Consider the following 18,127-nt stretch of genomic DNA (forward strand, 5'->3'; position numbering starts at 1 on the left):
CCGGCAAGAAAACCACACAGACTGATACTACACGCTTTAAAAAAAACATAAACCGGGTTCAGACGCAGAAGGATAGGCTCCAGAAAGACTATGATACCCTATTAGGCAAACCTGATGAGAGTAGTAGAATTCTAGAGCTCGGTCAACCTAAAAGTGCCTATAAACAATAATTACAGAGAAATTGACAAAACAAACATAAGTTAATAATTAAAAAAAACTTATAATTAGCTTATCAAAACGATCTAAAATACTGGCTATTATCACGTTTAAAATTTTTGCTCATCCAATTTGAGGGACACAATAGGGACACATCAACATATTTCAAAATATAAAGCAGACTTAAATTGCATTAACCATGGCAGCGAGAAAGAGGTTTACAGAAGTAAATATGGGCATACCTCAACCCCATATTCCACCCCATTATAAAATCAGTAAAAGCAGTCTTTCGAGACTGCTTTTTTTGTTTACATACAATTTAGATTTAACACAAAACTACGCTTCTAATACACGAACAGTGCACCCTTTGCCCCATTTCCATTTTGTTTCGTAATTTAGCCTTCCTTACTATAACCACATTTATAGTAAAATAAAAATAATATTAAATTTAAAACAGCTAATGATTGAGATTTACACTGACGGCGCAGCGAGCGGTAACCCAGGTCCAGGAGGTTACGGAGTAATATTAAGATCAGGTAGTCATTACAAAGAATTAAGCGGAGGTTTCCGTATGACCACCAACAACAGGATGGAACTTCTTGCTGTTATTGAAGGCCTGCAAACCATCAAAAAACCAGGAGCACAGGTTACCATTTACTCAGATTCCAAATACGTAGTAGATTCGGTAGAAAAGAAATGGGTATTTGGCTGGGTCAAAAAAGGATTCAAAGATAAAAAAAACAAAGACCTGTGGATTCGCTACTTAGCCGTACACAAATTACATGACATCAAATTCATCTGGATCAAAGGACACAATGATCATCCTGAAAACGAAAGATGTGATGTACTCGCTGTAGCTGCCTCCAAAGACAGAGCCGCACAACAGATCGATGTCGAATTTGAAGCAGAAAAAAACAGAGCTACCTTATTATAAAAATAACAAAGCATTATAAAACAACAAAGCGGGATAAACTAAGTTCATCCCGCTTTTATATGATATATGAATTAAAATCTAAGCAATTTTAGTTTCAGCTTCCGGCACAGCATAAGTCACCATCATCTCTTCTGCCATCTTTACCATCTTTTCTGAACCGATAAAAATAGAAGATCTTTGATGCAACTCAACCGGCTCGATTTCTAAAATACGTCTGAAACCATCAGAAGCCGTACCACCAGCCTGCTCTACAATAAATGCCATTGGATTACATTCATATAATAACCTCAATTTTCCATTTGGAGAACTAGCCGTAGTCGGATAGATATAAATACCACCTTTAATCAGGTTACGGTGAATATCAGCAACCATAGAACCAATATACCTTGAAGTATAAGGTCTGTTAGAAGCCTCATCATGCACCTGCGCATATTTAATATATTTCTTTACACCTTCAGGGAAATGAACATAATTCCCTTCATTGATCGAGTAAATACTACCATCCTTAGGAACCTTCATTTGGATGAGATAAACAAAACTCACCAATAGACGGATCTAAAGTAAAACCATTTACTCCTTTACCAGTAGTATAAACCAACATAGTCGAAGAACCATAAATCACATAACCGGCCGCTACCTGCTCAGTACCTTTTTGAAGTACATCTGCCAGCGTAGCCATACCTTCCACAGATTTTCTGCGATAAATAGAAAAGATAGTTCCTACAGCCACATTAACATCAATGTTTGAAGAGCCATCTAAAGGATCAATACATACTATGTATTTTGCATTTTTAGATACCGGAGAATCAATAGGGACAAAGTCATCTTCTTCCTCTGTAGCAACGATACAGCACTCCCCACCACTTGTTAAAGCAGATATGAATTGTGTATTCGCAAAAACATCCAGTTTTTTCTGCCCCTCTCCCTGAATGTTTACAGTTCCGGCATCTCCCAGGATATCTACTAATCCTGCTTTATTTACCTCCCGGTTAACAATTTTTGCGGCGATTCCAATATCTCTCAATAATAATCTTGAAAGCTCTCCTTTTGCGTAAGAGAAATCAGCCTGTTTCTCAATAATAAACTGTCCTAATGTTTTTATACCCGACATATATACTTAGTGTACTTTATACGTTACCTATTACCTATTTCTATGGCCTCTAAGGTATGGATTTTTTCTTCCGAAATACAAAAACGAATTAAAGTTTTAACTTTATGCCAGCCAGATTTACCTGCTGCACCCGGGTTTATATGCAAACAACCGATTTTGGGGTCAAACATCACTTTTAGAATATGTGAGTGACCAGTAATAAATAACTTCGGGGGGTTAGTGTAAATTTCACCCTTTATATTTGAAGCATATTTCCCTGGATATCCACCAATATGCGTCATCCATATATCAACATTTTCACAGTTAAAACGCAGATGCTCTGGGAACTCCGTTCTAATCTCTTTATCATCAATATTTCCGTACACTCCTTTGAGTGGTTTGAACGCTTTTAATTTTTCCGCAACATCAGGTCCAAAATCACCTGCATGCCAAACCTCATCACAGTCGTCAAAATGCTTAAACACAGCATCATCCAAATAACCATGTGTATCTGAAATTAATCCAATCTTCTTCATTTAGACTTCGTTTAAATTTTATTTAAAATGCCAGTAAAAAATCGCTAAGCAGATATTTATACTGATCCGTGTATAAATTCTGGCCCTCATATATATATAGATGTTCCTGCAAAGGTGGCTGATCATCAAAACCTAAACAAATAATCTGCCTGAAAGGAGCTTTAGTATGATCGGAATAAACATGAATAATCTTTGATGGAAAAAGCTTTTGAAGTACCGCATTAACAACAACCTGCTCAGCTTGTTTTACCGGAAGAATAAGCCAGAGCAAGCCATCTTTAGTCAACATACTGGCAGTCTTTTTCAATAACATATCAAAAAAATCTTCATCAGCATGCCTGGCAATCTCTTTTCTTTTTTCCGGATTCTTTAAATCATTTACAAAATAAGGAGGATTGGAAAAATCATCATCTCATATTTCAAATCTGAATTAAAGTCTTCAAAAGACGAGTGATCCACCATAGTCCTATCGGAAAACGGAGAATTCAAACAATTCTTTGAAGCTGATCTTGCAGCAGACTCGTCAATTTCTACAGCATTTACATTAGCCATATTGAAACGCTGTGCCAGCATCAGAGCTATCACCCCTGTTCCGGTGCCAATATCCAGAATATTTACAGGCGATGGATGATTTACGATGGCACCTAAAATAACACCATCAGTATTTATTTTCATCGCACAACCATTCTGATCTACCTCAAACTGTTTAAACTTAAATATACTCCCCATCTAGTACTGATATATTTCCAGAGGTAAACCATCAGGATCAGAGAAAAAGGTAAATTGCTTTCCAGTATATTCATCAATTCTCAAATCTTCCGTTTTTACCCCCTTCGCATTCAGCTCTGCAGCTACAGCAGCAACATCATCAACCTCAAAAGCCAAATGTCTTAAACCAGCAGCAGCTTCCGGCCTGGATGGCCTTTCAGGAGGATTTTCAAAAGAAAATAATTCGATCTGGTAATGGCCGTTTACCGACAAATCCAGCTTATAAGACTCCCGTTCGGCTCTATACACCTCCTGAACAACCTCTAACCCTAATATATTAACATAGAAATTTTTACTTACTATATAATCTGTGCAAATAATCGCAACATGGTGAATTCTTTTTAACATAGGGTGTTTTGTATTTTAATGCCGCTCAAAGGTAAAAAAAAACAATAACCATTTTTATATCACGCTCATTTATGATAAAACCGTTTAAAATTCAGCTGATAATTTATGAACAACCCATTTTATCAGTAAAACTATAGGCAGATTTTAGGTTTTAATAAGATATTTAACCTAATTTCATGATAATGTTCACCTATATGATGATAAAAATGATTAAATTCCAAAAATAAGATTCAATAATTAAACAAAAAGCATAAACAAAAAAAATGGCCTTAAACCTTTAAAAGAGGGATTAAAGTGATAAAAGCTCCATAAAGAGAATAAAAACAACCAGAAAAACACCAATTAACATATTGATATTTGATTTTTTACACACAATTATTCAATAATAATAATTATAAAAATTATATTTTTGATCAAATTTTAAAGAAACTAATGAAAAGCTTAAGGACAAACGCATTAAAAGAAGCACAAACCAGAGTTTCACCAGAAGTTAAGGCTCCATCAGCCAAAATTTCTGAGTTTTTTGGCTCAAACGTGTTCGATAAAAAGAAAATGAAAGATTTCTTATCAAAAGAAGTCTACGAAAAACTAATCTCAGCTATTGATCAGGGTGAATTAATTAATCAGGATGATGCCAATCAGATCGCTACAGCGATGAAACATTGGGCAATGTCTAAAGGAGTTACTCACTATACCCACTGGTTTCAACCATTAACAGGCTCTACAGCTGAAAAACATGACTCTTTTTTCGAACCTACGATTGATGGTCCGGTAGAAAAATTTGCAGGGAGTGCATTAGTAACAACAAGAACCAGATGCGTCAAGTTTCCCTAATGGTGGTATCAGAAATACTTTTGAAGCCAGAGGTTATACCGCATGGGATCCTTCTTCTCCGGCTTTCATTATGGAAAGTAAAGCAGGGAAAACATTATGTATTCCAACTGTATTTGTAGCTTATACTGGTGAAGCATTAGATTATAAAGCTCCTTTATTAAAAGCATTAAACGCATTAGACAAAGCAGCAGTTGACGTTTGTCAGTATTTCGATAAAGGAATTGACAAAGTAACAGCCTCTTTAGGTATCGAGCAGGAATATTTCCTGGTTGACCTGGCCTTATTTAATGCACGTCCTGATTTAGCTTTAACCGGCCGTACTTTATTCGGTCATATGTCTGCTAAAGGACAACAATTAGATGATCATTATTTCGGATCAATCCCTGAGCGTGTATTCACTTTCATGGTAGATTTCGAGAATGAAGCCTTTAAATTAGGTATCCCTTTAAAAACACGTCACAACGAGGTTGCACCATTACAATTTGAATGTGCGCCACTATACGAAGAAATTAACCTTGCGATCGATCACAATCAATTATTGATGGATCTGATGGAAAAAGTTGCACGCCGTCATAATTTCAAAGTGTTATTACATGAGAAACCATATGCAGGTATCAACGGTTCAGGTAAACATAATAACTGGTCTTTAATTACAAATACTGGTAAAAACTTATTAGCTCCAGGGAAAACACCTAAAAACAACCTGATGTTCCTTGCTTTCTTTGTAAATACAATTAAAGCAGTACACGAACATGCAGATTTATTAAGAGCAAGTATTGCTTCAGTAAGTAATGATCACCGTTTAGGCGCTAACGAAGCACCACCGGCAATCATTTCTATCTTCCTGGGTCAGCAGTTAAACGAAGTGTTAGATGAAATCGAGCACTCCCGCATCAGCAAAAAAATCAAAGAAGATAATGCATTGTGGTTAGGTATTCCTAAAATCCCACAAATTCTATTAGATAATACTGACCGTAACCGTACTTCACCTTTCGCCTTTACAGGTAATAAATTTGAATTACGTGCTGTAGGTTCTTCAGCAAACTCATCAGCACCGATGACTGTGCTGAATTCAATCATGGCAGATCAACTGGTTAAGTTTAAAGTTGAAGTTGATAAACTGATCAAAAAAGGAGAGAAAAAAGACATCGCTCTTTTAACAATTATCAAAAAATATATCAAAGAATCAAAAGATATCCGTTTCGAAGGAAATGGTTATAGCCAGGAGTGGGAAGATGAAGCAGCAAGACGTGGTTTAGCTAACATTAAAACTACACCATTAGCTTTAGACGCTTATATTTCTGAAAAATCAACTGAATTATTTGAGAGAGCTAATATCTTTACTAAACGTGAATTACATGCTCGTCATGATATCCTTTTAGAAAGCTATTACAAAAAACTACAGATTGAAGCCAGGGTTATGGGTGAAGTAGCGGATACACTGATTATTCCTGCTTGTATCGCTTATCAAAACACTTTACTGGAGAACGCAAAAAGTATCAAAGAACTAGGTTTACCTAAAGAAGCATTAGTTACTCCATTAAATATTATCAACAAGTTATCTGATCACTTATCTATCGTAAAAACTTCAATTGATGCAATGTTAGAAGCACGTAAAGTAGCTAATACCATTGAAGATTCAAGAGATAAAGCTATCGCTTATGATGAGAAAGTTAAATCTTATTTTGATACTATCCGTTATAATGTTGACAAATTAGAGCAGATTGTAGATGACAGCGTTTGGCCATTACCAAAATTCAGAGAATTGTTATTTTTAAAATAGAATTCCATTAATTTATTGAAATAACCTCTGTGCTTTAAGTGCAGAGGTTATTTTTTTTTGTTTGAATCGTCTACATTCAGACGTTTCTCTATCTTTGCAGCAATATGAGTGATAACAGGTACAACCAGCGTGGCGTTTCGGCTTCGAAAGAAGATGTGCATCAAGCCATCAAAAACATAGAGACAAGGGTATTTTCCCACAAGCATTTTGTAAAATCATTCCGGATATACTGGGTAATGATGATGCCTTTTGTAATATAATGCACGCTGATGGTGCAGGTACAAAATCCTCTTTAGCTTACGTTTACTGGAAAGAAACCGGTGATCTTTCCGTATGGAAAGGTATTGCACAGGATGCTATCATTATGAATCTTGATGATTTAATCTGCGTAGGTGCTACTGATCATATTTTACTATCATCTACTATCGGTAGAAATAAAAACCTGATCACAGGAGAAGTTATCGCTGCCATTATCAACGGAACAGAAGAAATTCTTGCTGAACTGAGAGAAATGGGTATTTCTATTTATTCTACTGGTGGTGAAACTGCTGACGTAGGTGATCTGGTACGTACAATTATTGTGGATTCAACTGTTACCTGCCGTATCAAACGCGACGAAGTAATCAGCAATCACAATATTCAAAAAGGCGACGTTATTGTTGGTCTGTCGTCATCAGGTCAGTCAGGCAACTTATGAAACAGAATATAATGGCGGAATGGGCTCTAACGGCTTAACTTCGGCACGCCATGATGTATTTGATAAATCTGTAGCAGACAGTTATCCGGAAAGCTTTGATCCGGCAGTACCTTACGATCTTGTTTTCTCAGGCGGAAAAAAACTAACTGATAAAATCAGTATCGATGAGCATACTGAAATTACTATTGGAAAATTAGTACTCTCTCCTACCCGTACCTATGCACCGGTAATCAAAAAAGTATTAGAGAAACACAGAAGCCAGATTCATGGATTAGTACATTGCAGTGGTGGTGCACAGACTAAAGTACTTCACTTTATCAATGATAACATCCATGTTATTAAAGATAACCTATTCCCTGTTCCCCCTCTTTTCGAATTGATTCAGGAACAATCAGGAACAGCCTGGAAAGAAATGTACAAAGTATTCAATATGGGGCATAGAATGGAATTATATGTACCTCAGGAAATCGCTAATGATATCATTGCGCGATCTCTAAAAGCTTCAATATCGACGCACAGATTATTGGTCGTGTTGAAGAATCGGCTCATAAACAAGTAACCATTACCAGTGAAAAAGGGCAGTTTAATTACGAATAGACCTTGAAAAAATATCTACGAAAAGGAGCTTGTAAAACAAGCTCTTTTTTTATGCCTTTTAAATCATCATCAAACCCATAATAAAACTGAAAATGTCAGTGACGCTGTATTCCTCAAAGATGATGGAGAGAAGCTGAATTTTTTCTTAAAAGCAGCAGAAAAATGGTTTCCGCAGCTGTAACCTACCACAGCAGCAATCTGCTTCAGGCTATATCCCGGCTTATTAATCAATAGTGTTTTGGCTTTCTGCATTTTCAATTCAGAAGTATAGCTATTAATCGTCAGTCCTATTATTTCCTTAAAACCTGCCTGGAGTTTTGTACGGTTCATCCCGGCTCTTTCAGCTAATCCAGCTATAGAAATACTCTTAGAGAGATTCTGACTGATCTTTTTTTGATATCATTTCAAATACGGCAATATCATTTTTACTCCACTTATTTACATCTTCAACAGCCTTTTCTTTCGCTTCAATGATTATAACCATCAGCTCACAGATCTTAATTTTAGTATAAAAGTTAGCATATTTACCCAGGCTCCTTCCGGTCAGTTCATCCAAAATTTTCCGGGTATCATAAGCAATCTTATACAACTGCTGCCCACTAAGTTCAAGAGGTAAATTCGCAGAGAAATTTGTATCAAAAGTAGTATCCGGAAGGAACAACACCACTCCTGAATCTATTGATTTGATACCAGCTTTATTAACGGCATAATTCGCACGTCTTATAACACTTATAGATTCAATAAGAATCTCTTCCCCCTTTTTAATATAAATTTCTACCATCCAGATTGCTGATTCCGTATACTTTGCTGCAAAACTCGTAGTTCCAATACGCTATTTTTGCACTCAATTAATAACAAGTCTAAATAAACACAAAAGAAATAACACATGCAAATTTTTACCAAACAACCTTTTGCTTTTTTTATTTTGCTCTTACTTACCTTATCCAGTTTCAATACTATCGCCCAACAAAAACACAGCTTTGAAGGAACAGTAAAAGACATTAATGGCCGGCCACTTGAGGGCGCAGGTATTACAGCAATAGAGGTTAACAAATCATCAGTTACCAATGCATCGGGAGAATTTAGCTTTAAAGACCTTCCTGCAGGCATCTACAAAATACGCGTCAGACATATGGGATATAAAGAGCAGACTATTAAAATTACCCTCCCTTTACCTGAGACAAAAAAAAAAAACACTATTTACTTTACAAACAGATGAGAACAATCTTTCAGAAGTAGCAGTAATTGGCCGTACAGCTAATCAGGAAGTAAACAGACAGGCTTTTAATGTAACTTCTATAGATGCCAAAAAAAACTACACAACTCTACGCTTGATATTTCACATGCATTAGACCGGGTTTCGGGCATAAGAGTGCGCGAAGCTGGCGTGTGGTTCCCAGATCTGAACTTTCCCTAAATGGGTTTTCAGGTAAACAGGTGAAGTTTTTTTTAGATGGCGTACCGATGGATAATTTCGGATCATCGTTTCAGCTCAATAATATCCCAATCAATCTGGCACAAAGAGTCGAAGTATATAAAGGTGTAGTGCCTGTATGGCTAGGTTCAGATGCACTGGGCGGAGCGATTAATATTGTGACTGCCAATGATCTTAAAAGCTATGCAGATGTTTCCTATTCTTACGGATCGTTTAATACCCACAAAACTTCGATCAATACAGGATACACCACGGCATCTGGCTTTAAGTTTCAATTAAATGCCTTCCAGAATTATTCAGACAATGATTACACCATAACAACAGATGTTGCATCCTTTTCAGGAAAGTACTACCGAAACCAAAAAGTTAAAAGATTCAACGATACTTATCATAATGAAACTATTATTGCCAGTGCCGGTATCGTTAACAAATCTTATGCTGATCAGCTGATGTTTGGAATTACAATGGGCCAGAATTATGCAGAAATACAGACAGGTGCACGCATGGCTACCGTTTTTGGTAAACTGCATAAAAGAGGTAGTACAATAATGCCAACAGTCGTTTACTCCAAGAAAGACCTGTTCACTAAAGGCCTTGATCTGAGAGTTAACGGAAATTTCAATCTTGGATACGAGCAAAATATCGATACTGTTTATCGCCGCTACAATTGGTTTCAGGAATACAAACAATATGAAGGTGCAGGAAGCGAACGTTCACGCTCTATGTATAAATTCAACGATAACAATGGTATGGGTGCAATAAACCTGACTTACACTTTGAATGACAAACATTCATTTGCATTGAATAATGTTTACAATACATTTAACAGAAAAGGATCAGATGAGCTTTATCCGGAGAGTAATGACTATGAGCAACCTCGTAAAAACATTAAAAACATTTTAGGATTTGGGTATAAATATAGTCCATCTGAAAAGTGGAACACATCTTTTTTCACCAAATACTTTTCTCAGCACACTACCTATTCTCAAAGTTACAATCCAAGTGGTAACTGGGGAGATATAGCTTATCTGGTCGAAAAAAGAGGATTCAATACGCTTGGATATGGCTTTGCAACAACCTACTTTCTAAACTCAAATCTGCAGCTTAAAGGTTCTTATGAAAAAAGTTACAGATTACCTGAAAGTGACGAATTGTTTGGCGATATATTGACCTACGAAGCAAACATAGGGCTAAAACCCGAACATAGTCACAACTTTAATCTGGGTATAAACTATCAGACCCAGATCAACCAAATACATAAGTTCAGTTTTGATGGAACTTTACTTTACCGGAATGCAAAGGATTTTATTCGTGCCAGACCTAACAATAATCAAACTAAACTCGTCATGGATAATGTCCCTGGGGTGACTAACACTGGTATAGAAGGAGAAATCAGATACTCATTTAAACAGTTATTTACCACTGGAGTAAATTTCACTTACCAGAATCTGCGTAATAATAGTACCAGGTTTGAACCAAACCAAATGATAGAGAGCCCGCTATACAAAGACAGAATTCCAAATATCCCTTATATGTTCGGTAATGCCGACGCTTCACTTTTTTTTAAGAACGTAGGCAAAAAGGGGAATAACCTAACAATGGGCTATAATGTTCTATATGTTCACCATTCCTATTTATCATGGCCAAGTCAGGGTACTACTGAAACCAAATCTATTATTCCAAGACAGTGGATGCAAGACGTAAATATTGTATATACCCTTGGAAACGGCAAATATAACATTGCATTAGAGTGTAAAAACCTAACTGATAACAGAATTTACGACAATTTTTCACTGCAAAAGCCAGGAAGAGCATTCTACGCCAAAGTGAGATATTTCATCAGCAATAACAGATAATCCGAACAGATATGAAACCATCATGATTTATTCAAACCACACAGTGGGATGAATAAATCTGATAGCTTCATCACAAATAAAAAACAAATTATAAACAGATGAAAAATATATACTTACTACTTACTTTAGGAATAATCAGCCTTTTAACAGCCTGCGATCCGCCATTGGATTTTTCAGAGGTAAAAGATACAGATACTGAGTTAACCGGTGCAACGAAATATATTATCACCGCCACGCCAGTAGGCACAACAGGCATCGCCGATTATCTTTTAACTGCGAATAACCTGGACGAAGGAATGATTACCACAAAAGGCAACGGAATTGAACAAGATGGATCATACAGGTATTACGTCACCAATAAAAACAGGTTCTTCAGTTTACTGTATGGCCAGGGTAATCCCGGAGCAGTAACTACTTACCGTTTGGATGGTACTGGTAAGCTAACTAAGCTGACTAACTTCCAAACTGAAACTGTGCAGGTTTCTGCTGCTGTAAAAGATGATATTTTCCTGATCAAGGTACCAAGATCCGGAAATGAATCGGCCAGTATGTTTCGTGTTGATGCGCGTAAATATGAGATTGTCGGTGAACAACAGGTAAACATAGTAAGCTTGCGGGAAATGGAGAACGTGCTCACATTAATGGGGCAACACAAGTTGGTGACAAAGTATTTTTGCCTTACATGAGTATCAAAGGTGCGCAACCCGATGTATTTGGAACCGCATACCCGGATAGTACATGGGTAGCAGTATTCTCTTATCCAGAACTTAAACTTGAAAAGATCATCAGAGATAACCGCACCAGTTTTATTGGTGCATATTTCAATAACGGTTTAGTAGAAATCGAAAATGGGGATACTTACGGCTTTTCAGGAGCATCTGCCACCAGAAATAGCCAACCAGTATCTACAAACCCTTCCGCTATCGTCCGTATTAATAAAGGAACAACAGAATTCGATAAAAGCTACTTCTTCAACATAGAAAAAGAATCAGGAGGGCATCATATTTCCAATCAAACCTATGTTGGTCAGGGCAATTTCATTGTACGACTTTACACAACTCCTGATACATCAACGGGGCTGGCCGGGAAATTTGCTATTGTAAAAGTAGTAAATAAGACATTTAGATGGGTAACGGGTCTTCCTGCTGATATTACCCAGGTTACCAGTACAAATTATTCTCCTAAAGATGGCACAAAAGGATACATCGGAATTACAACTGCCAGCGAAGGAAGTTACGTCTATGTATTTGATGCAAATCTTGCTATCGCCAAACGCGGACTAAAGGTAGAAGGCGGAACTATTACTGCTATTAGCGCACTGAGCTACTAAATTGGAAAAAGAGTATCATAACAAAACACAGAATACAATGATCACCGGAACAAAACAAACCCTGCAAAAAAAGAAAAAAACTGACTCCCTTTTCACAAGGATAAACAAGTGGCTGCATCTTTGGTTGGGGCTTGTTTCTGGCGTCGTTGTTTTAATCGTCTGTATCACAGCCTGCATATGGGTATTTAACGAAGAAATAACAGGTCTGTTAGAGCCAGAAACTAAAGTAGAAAAACAAGATAAAGCCGTTTTTACCCCTTCTCAACTGAGTATAATCGGTAAACATCTCTATCCCGGCAAGGTGGTTTCATACGCTACCTATCAGCAAGGACGCGTAATAAGCCTGGGTTTAAAAGATCCTAATGAGAAAGAGCGCAGAAGCGGTGGAGTAACCTTAAAGATAAACCCTTACACTGGGAAAGTTATCAGCGCGGTAGAACGAAAAAAAGGAGAAACAGATTTTTTTTTTTAGATTTATACTCAACGGACACAGATTTCTGTGGATGCCTTATAAAATCGGAAGACCTATTGTAAACTATGGTACAATGGTATTTGTTGTATTGCTGATTACCGGACTGATCTGGTGGTACCCTAAAAAATGGAATAAATCTACACGGGATAAAAGCTTCAAAATTAAATGGGGAGCATCCTTTAAAAGACTGAATCTCGATCTTCATAATGTATTAGGTTTTTACTCTTTGCTCTTTCTGCTGGCAATTGCGCTTACAGGAATGGTATATGGCATTAACTGGTACAGTGAAGGTCTATACTGGGTGACTACCGGAGGAGATAAAATCACAGAGTCCAAACGACTTGAGTCTGATTCCCTGCAGGCTAAAAAATTCTATACGCCAGAACAGGCCATAGATGCAGCATGGCAGAAAGTTATCGTCAGACATCAAAAATCAGTGGGATTCTATTATAGCTTTCCTGACACTTCTGAGGCGAAGTCAACCATAAACATCAGAGTATATCCCAGTCAGGGCCAATTTTACAATAGCCTGAGTTATACCTTTGACCAGCACACCTTAAAAGAACTAAAATCGAAAGACATCTATTCCACTTCTTATGAGGAGGCCGGAGTTGGTGGTAAAATCCGCAAAATGAATTATGACATTCATGTCGGAAGTATTCTTGGTTTCCCCGGCAAAGTCCTGGCATTCCTTGCTTCATTAATAGGAGCCTCTCTCCCTATCACAGGATTTCTTATTTGGTATGGCCGTAAATTCAAGAAGAAAGGTACTAAGAATACTAAACCAGAACAATCAGGTCCCATTAAAGCCCCAAAGTCCACTCAAACACAAAAAACCGAATTGCAGGAAGTCCTGCATTAATATGAATTATCAGAAAGACTAAATAAACACTAAATCAAAAATAATGAAGAAACTAGCATTTTTAACACTGAGCATCTTATTTTGCTTTATCACAACTAACCTGTCTGCACATGCGCTTTGGATAGAAACTGGTACTACCGGAAAAATTGGTCAGCAGCAAACCGTAAAAGTCTATTACGGTGAATATGCTGCGAATGAAAGAGAAAATATCTCTAAATGGTATTCTGATGTAAAAGAGTTCACCTTATGGCTTGTTGGTCCGGATCAGCAAAGAACACAGCTGAAGTTAACTTCAGATAGCAACGCATTTACAAGTAGCTTTACCCCGGATAAAAATGGCTTATATGCATTGGAAGTAAGTCACGAGGCAAAAGAACTTGGCGGTACGACAAAGTATCATTTTCTGGCCAGTACAAATGTTACTGTAGGAAAATCTATTTCAACTGCAACAACAACCAATGTCTTGAATTTAAAACTTGATAATACTTCACCATTAAAAGTTAATCAAACAGTTAAGTTAACTGCTTCCTTAAATAAAGAGGCCGCTAAAGCTAAAACAGTTTCAATATTTTCTCCTTCAGGATGGGCTAAAGAAACCAAAACAGATGAAAACGGCTTGGTTCAGTTTACTCCGATCTGGCCAGGAATATATGTAATCGAAGTAGCCGAATTCCAAAAAGTAAAAGGTGAACATCAGGGTAAAGCCTATGAAGCCATCTGGCAAGGTGCTACTTACAGCTTTGAGGTAAAATAAAGAAAGCTATCTTCTTAAAAAAAGGCTGTGCCATAAGTCGGGATTCTCAAATAATTTCAACTTATGGTACAACCTCTTTTTTGTATTTAAAGCCTTTCTATTTCTTCAATTGAAAGTGCAGTAAACGCGGAAATTTTAACAAGGTCAAAATTCTCTTCTTTCATTTTTCTGGCTATGGCTAAAGAAGTTTCATATTTTTCCCTTGCTCTAAGCCTTGTTCTAAACCTTGCTCTAAACCTTGCTCTAAACCTTGCTCTAAACCTTGTTTCATCCCCTGCTCTAATCCTTTTTCCGCTGCTCTGTTTTTTGCATATTCCATGATGCTTTCATCGTCAGCTTGCTTCTGTAAATACGATTCGTATAAAAATTGTTGTTCTGGTGATAGTCTGCCCATTTCAGCGATATTAAATATTTTTTGAAAAATACGTTTATCCAGATATTTAGGAATCTGATTCAAACTGTGCATGTGTTTAAGCATATAAACCCATTTATCCAGCTCATTTTCCAGTTCATCTTCTTTTTTATCAAATTTAGGCAGTTCCAAAAATTTAAATCCCAGTCCATTGTGGAATTTTTCACCAGTACCCGTATTCACCAGTGAAATACTTTGCAAATAGTGATCACTTAAACAGTTTTTCATATTAAAATCCAGAATTGCAATCAGGAAAACCTCTTTTAGTTTAACTCTCCAGCTACCCTTGCCCATTAATTTTTGCTGGTGAATAAGCCTGCTCAGGTAAAAGATGCACCGGTCTTCAAAATTATCATGCGCTGCGCGCTGCATCTCCACGATAAACTGCTCGCCCTGGTCTCCCGTACACAATAAATCGAAGCAGACCTTTTTATGATCCTTGTCGTCACCAGCAAATTCAGTTGGGTTGTACACAATATCAATAATTTGTTTTTCTCCCTCAAACAGCGCGTTTAAAAAGTCAATCATCACCTCTTTATTAGGTTCACCCCCAAAAAGATGTTTAAAACCGAAATCTGATAATGGATCAATGTATTTATTTGTTCTAGCTGACATAATTCAAATGATTTATCCCAAGCTACTCCTGTTTTATATTTAAAAGGTAATAAATATCTCTATTATTAAATAACAGTTCAATATAGCAAAATATTGCAAAAAAAAAAAAAGCCGTCTCGCAATGAAGATGAGACGGCTTTTTTATGATTATAATTAACGCTTAATCTGCATGCAGCGTATCAGTATGTTCTTCTGGTTTATAATTCGCTTCTAACTCAGCCAGCTTTTTCTTACCATAAGCCAGTTTAGTGATCAGTACAAAAAGTACCGGAACAATAAACAAGGCAAGGATAGTCGCTGAAAGCATACCCGCAGCTACTGTCCATCCAATAGTCATACGGGAAACTGCACCTGCACCTGAAGAGATAATTAAAGGAATAACTCCCAGAATAAACGCTAAAGATGTCATAATGATCGGACGTAACCTTAATTTAACCGCTTCAATAGTTGCTGCAATTAACTCCATCCCCCAGTCAACACGCTCTTTCGCAAACTCGACAATCAGAATCGCATTCTTGGCAGATAGACCAATCAGTGTAATCAAACCAACCTGTGCGTAAATATTATTATCCAGTTTCGGCAGGAATATCAAGGCAAGAATCGCCCCAAACAAACCAAGCGGAACCGCTAATAAGATAGAGAAAGGAACAGACCAGCTTTCATATAATGCAGCCAGTAACAAGAATACAAAGACAATGATCAAACCGAAGATCAATGTTGTACTGCTTCCAGCCTCCGTTTCTTCCAAACTCAAACCAGAGAAGTTATAAGTATAACCCTGTGGTAACGTCTGCGCGGCAACTTCTCTTAAAGCCTGTAGCGCATCCCCAGAACTTCTTCCAGGTCTCGCAGCCCCCCACCGATCTCAATTGACCTGAACATATTATAGTGATTAATAATAGAAGCATTTTCAGTCATCTTATAAGTAACAAATGAACTTAACGGAACAGGTGTTCCCACACTATTATTTACATAAATCTGGTTCAGATTTTCGATGCTGCTTCTGAAATTCGTATCAGCCTGTGAAACTACACGGAAACTACGTCCGTATTTAGTGAAATCATTGATATAGCTACTACCAAGATAAGCAGAAATTGTGCTATATACAGCTCCAATAGAAACACCCATCCTCTTCACTTTATCACGATCTACATGAAGTTGATAATTTGGTGTTCTTGCATTGCATTAAACAAAGTATAGGCAAATCCGATTTCAGGCCGCTGATTTGCAGCTGCAAGAAACTTACCAACTATACCTTCAAACTTCTTGATATCACCAGCCTGTTTTTCCTGGATCTGCATCGAGAAACCACCACTGATACCTAATCCCGGAATTGGCGGCGGTGTAACTGCTAACACACTTCCATCCTTATCACCCGCAAACGTTTTAGATACACTCGCTAAAACTGTAGCCACATCCTTTTTACGGTCATCCCAGTTCTTTAACTGTACGAAGAACGTACCTGCATTAGACTTGAATGATCTGTTCAGAATATTAATACCACTTACCGAAGTGATATTTTCCACTTCAGGAATATTTTTCTGTATCGAATCCGTAATACGTTTAATAAACGCATTGGTACGAACTGCGGATGCACCTTCTGGTAAGGTTACCCCCATAATAAAGATACCAGCATCCTCATTCGGAATAAACCCTGATGGTTTTTTCGCAAAAATAAACCAACCGTACCTACATAAATACAGGCAAGAATAATCATTACTAAAGGCGCTTTTTTCAATGCCCATCTCACTCCATTAGAATATCCAAGAGTTACCCTAGCAAACCAGCCATTGAATTTATAGAAGAACTTATTCAATCCTTTTGAATCTTTTGTCAGATTCATTGGCGTTAATAACAATGAACATAATGCCGGAGTAAGTGATAAAGCGATAAATGCCGAGATCAATACCGATACAGCAATTGTAATCGCAAACTGCTGATACAACTGACCAACCATACCCGGTATAAACCCTACTGGTATAAATACCGCAGCAAGGATCAATGCAATCGCAATTACAGGAGCAGTAATATCCTTCATCGCTTTGCGGGTAGCATCAGGTGCTGAAAGCCCCTCATGGTCCATATAATGCTGGACCGCTTCCACGACCACAATCGCATCATCCACCACAATACCGATGGCGAGGACAAATCCAAACATCGTCAATACGTTGATAGAGATCCTAATAACGTAAAAAAGATAAAAGTACCAATAATAGAAACCGGAATCGCTAATACAGGAATCAATGTCGCTCTCCAGCTCTGTAAGAAGAAGAATACCACGATTGTTACCAGGATAAGCGCTTCAACAAGCGTATGGATTACCTCACTGATAGAAACTTTAATAATAGAAACCGTTTCATAACTGATTTTAAAATCTAAATCTTTAGGAAATGATTTTTTTAATTCAGCCATTGTTTGATCAATACCGGCAGCAGTTTGAACCGCGTTTCCACCCGGAGTCTGATTGACAGCCATTAACGAAGCAACTTTACCATTAACCTTTGCAGTAGTAGAATAAGCAAACTCACCTAATTCTACACGTGCCACATCTTTAAGATACACCGGAGAACCATCCTGACCAGTCTTAACAACAATATTTTTAAACTGCTCTACAGAGTTCAAATCACCATCCATTACTACAGAGAATT

At 37.3% G+C, this 18,127-nt stretch carries 17 protein-coding genes and 5 pseudogenes; 10 read left to right on the forward strand and 12 right to left on the reverse strand.

All coding sequences use genetic code 11. The annotated features are described in order from the left end of the window. Positions 1 to 616: 616 nt before the first annotated feature. Positions 617 to 1,090: a ribonuclease HI gene (gene rnhA, locus ACWYN3_RS17950; RefSeq protein ID WP_456222358.1), complete on the forward strand. Its 474-nt coding sequence runs from the start codon at positions 617 to 619 to the stop codon at positions 1,088 to 1,090. A 78-nt stretch (positions 1,091 to 1,168) separates the two neighbouring features. Here the strand turns inward: rnhA and fbp are convergent. The 5 genes and pseudogenes from fbp to gloA2 form a co-directional block, all read right to left on the reverse strand. Next, positions 1,169 to 2,201, reverse strand: a pseudogene (gene fbp / locus ACWYN3_RS17955) (class 1 fructose-bisphosphatase). 23 nt (positions 2,202 to 2,224) lie between these two features. Then, a complete protein-coding gene (locus ACWYN3_RS17960) occupies positions 2,225 to 2,716 on the reverse strand; it encodes a metallophosphoesterase family protein (protein WP_456222359.1) in 492 nt (163 codons plus the stop codon). A gap of 22 nt (positions 2,717 to 2,738) precedes the next feature. Beyond that, on the reverse strand, positions 2,739 to 3,029 hold the full coding sequence (locus ACWYN3_RS17965) for a hypothetical protein (protein ID WP_456222360.1): 291 nt from the start codon (positions 3,027 to 3,029) through the stop codon (positions 2,739 to 2,741). Positions 3,030 to 3,094: 65 nt separating this feature from the next. Then, a complete protein-coding gene (locus tag ACWYN3_RS17970) occupies positions 3,095 to 3,445 on the reverse strand; it encodes a methyltransferase (protein ID WP_456222361.1) in 351 nt (116 codons plus the stop codon). Next, positions 3,446 to 3,832 (reverse strand): SMU1112c/YaeR family gloxylase I-like metalloprotein, encoded by a 387-nt coding sequence (gloA2, locus tag ACWYN3_RS17975; RefSeq protein WP_456222362.1) that lies wholly within the window; start codon positions 3,830 to 3,832, stop codon positions 3,446 to 3,448. A gap of 432 nt (positions 3,833 to 4,264) precedes the next feature. On the opposite strand from gloA2, the pseudogene ACWYN3_RS17980 reads away from it, so the two are divergent. Both ACWYN3_RS17980 and ACWYN3_RS17985 read left to right on the forward strand, forming a co-directional pair. Then, positions 4,265 to 6,449: pseudogene (locus ACWYN3_RS17980) on the forward strand (glutamine synthetase III family protein). A gap of 104 nt (positions 6,450 to 6,553) precedes the next feature. Then, positions 6,554 to 7,743: pseudogene (locus ACWYN3_RS17985) on the forward strand (AIR synthase related protein). Between the two features lie 69 nt (positions 7,744 to 7,812). Here the strand turns inward: ACWYN3_RS17985 and ACWYN3_RS17990 are convergent. Continuing rightward, complete coding sequence (locus tag ACWYN3_RS17990) at positions 7,813 to 8,130, reverse strand: helix-turn-helix domain-containing protein (RefSeq protein WP_456223061.1); 318 nt, start codon at positions 8,128 to 8,130, stop codon at positions 7,813 to 7,815. Continuing rightward, positions 8,111 to 8,524 (reverse strand): hypothetical protein, encoded by a 414-nt coding sequence (locus ACWYN3_RS17995; protein ID WP_456222363.1) that lies wholly within the window; start codon positions 8,522 to 8,524, stop codon positions 8,111 to 8,113. Before ACWYN3_RS17995 ends, ACWYN3_RS17990 begins: the two co-directional genes overlap by 20 nt. A 105-nt stretch (positions 8,525 to 8,629) precedes the next feature. Here ACWYN3_RS17995 and ACWYN3_RS18000 point away from each other — a divergent pair, with 105 nt between their 5' ends. The 7 genes from ACWYN3_RS18000 to ACWYN3_RS18030 all read left to right on the forward strand — a co-directional run bounded on the left by ACWYN3_RS18000 (position 8,630) and on the right by ACWYN3_RS18030 (position 14,452). Beyond that, entirely contained in the window at positions 8,630 to 8,962 is a 333-nt protein-coding gene (locus ACWYN3_RS18000; protein ID WP_456222364.1) for a carboxypeptidase-like regulatory domain-containing protein, read from the forward strand. 218 nt (positions 8,963 to 9,180) lie between these two features. Next, positions 9,181 to 11,034, forward strand: a complete 1,854-nt coding sequence (locus tag ACWYN3_RS18005) for a TonB-dependent receptor domain-containing protein (protein ID WP_456222365.1) — start codon at positions 9,181 to 9,183, stop codon at positions 11,032 to 11,034. 98 nt (positions 11,035 to 11,132) lie between these two features. Next, positions 11,133 to 11,720 carry a DUF4374 domain-containing protein gene (locus ACWYN3_RS18010; protein WP_456222366.1) on the forward strand — a complete coding sequence of 196 codons (588 nt, stop codon included), beginning with the start codon at positions 11,133 to 11,135 and terminating at the stop codon, positions 11,718 to 11,720. Then, positions 11,717 to 12,364, forward strand: a complete 648-nt coding sequence (locus ACWYN3_RS18015) for a DUF4374 domain-containing protein (protein ID WP_456222367.1) — start codon at positions 11,717 to 11,719, stop codon at positions 12,362 to 12,364. Before ACWYN3_RS18010 ends, ACWYN3_RS18015 begins: the two co-directional genes overlap by 4 nt. A gap of 37 nt (positions 12,365 to 12,401) precedes the next feature. Beyond that, positions 12,402 to 12,836: a PepSY domain-containing protein gene (locus tag ACWYN3_RS18020; RefSeq protein WP_456222368.1), complete on the forward strand. Its 435-nt coding sequence runs from the start codon at positions 12,402 to 12,404 to the stop codon at positions 12,834 to 12,836. A gap of 31 nt (positions 12,837 to 12,867) precedes the next feature. Next, entirely contained in the window at positions 12,868 to 13,698 is an 831-nt protein-coding gene (locus ACWYN3_RS18025; protein ID WP_456222369.1) for a PepSY-associated TM helix domain-containing protein, read from the forward strand. 43 nt (positions 13,699 to 13,741) lie between these two features. Next, entirely contained in the window at positions 13,742 to 14,452 is a 711-nt protein-coding gene (locus tag ACWYN3_RS18030) for a DUF4198 domain-containing protein (protein WP_456222370.1), read from the forward strand. A 178-nt stretch (positions 14,453 to 14,630) separates the two neighbouring features. Here ACWYN3_RS18030 and ACWYN3_RS18035 read toward each other — a convergent pair whose 3' ends face one another. The 5 genes and pseudogenes from ACWYN3_RS18035 to ACWYN3_RS18055 all read right to left on the reverse strand — a co-directional run bounded on the left by ACWYN3_RS18035 (position 14,631) and on the right by ACWYN3_RS18055 (position 18,113). Further along, positions 14,631 to 15,479, reverse strand: a complete 849-nt coding sequence (locus tag ACWYN3_RS18035) for an Rpn family recombination-promoting nuclease/putative transposase (protein ID WP_456222371.1) — start codon at positions 15,477 to 15,479, stop codon at positions 14,631 to 14,633. A 160-nt stretch (positions 15,480 to 15,639) separates the two neighbouring features. Further along, positions 15,640 to 16,266 (reverse strand): annotated as a pseudogene (locus ACWYN3_RS18040) (efflux RND transporter permease subunit); the annotation flags it as partial. Positions 16,267 to 16,286: 20 nt separating this feature from the next. After that, the gene (locus ACWYN3_RS18045; RefSeq protein WP_456223062.1) at positions 16,287 to 16,607 is read right to left on the reverse strand and encodes an efflux RND transporter permease subunit; all 321 of its coding nucleotides are present in this window, start codon (positions 16,605 to 16,607) and stop codon (positions 16,287 to 16,289) included. A gap of 20 nt (positions 16,608 to 16,627) precedes the next feature. After that, positions 16,628 to 17,098 carry an efflux RND transporter permease subunit gene (locus tag ACWYN3_RS18050; protein ID WP_456222372.1) on the reverse strand — a complete coding sequence of 157 codons (471 nt, stop codon included), beginning with the start codon at positions 17,096 to 17,098 and terminating at the stop codon, positions 16,628 to 16,630. After that, a pseudogene (locus ACWYN3_RS18055) lies at positions 17,089 to 18,113 on the reverse strand (efflux RND transporter permease subunit). Before ACWYN3_RS18055 ends, ACWYN3_RS18050 begins: the two are co-directional and overlap by 10 nt. Positions 18,114 to 18,127 lie beyond the last annotated feature (14 nt).

It is taken from the genome of Pedobacter sp. NJ-S-72, from assembly GCF_053890575.1.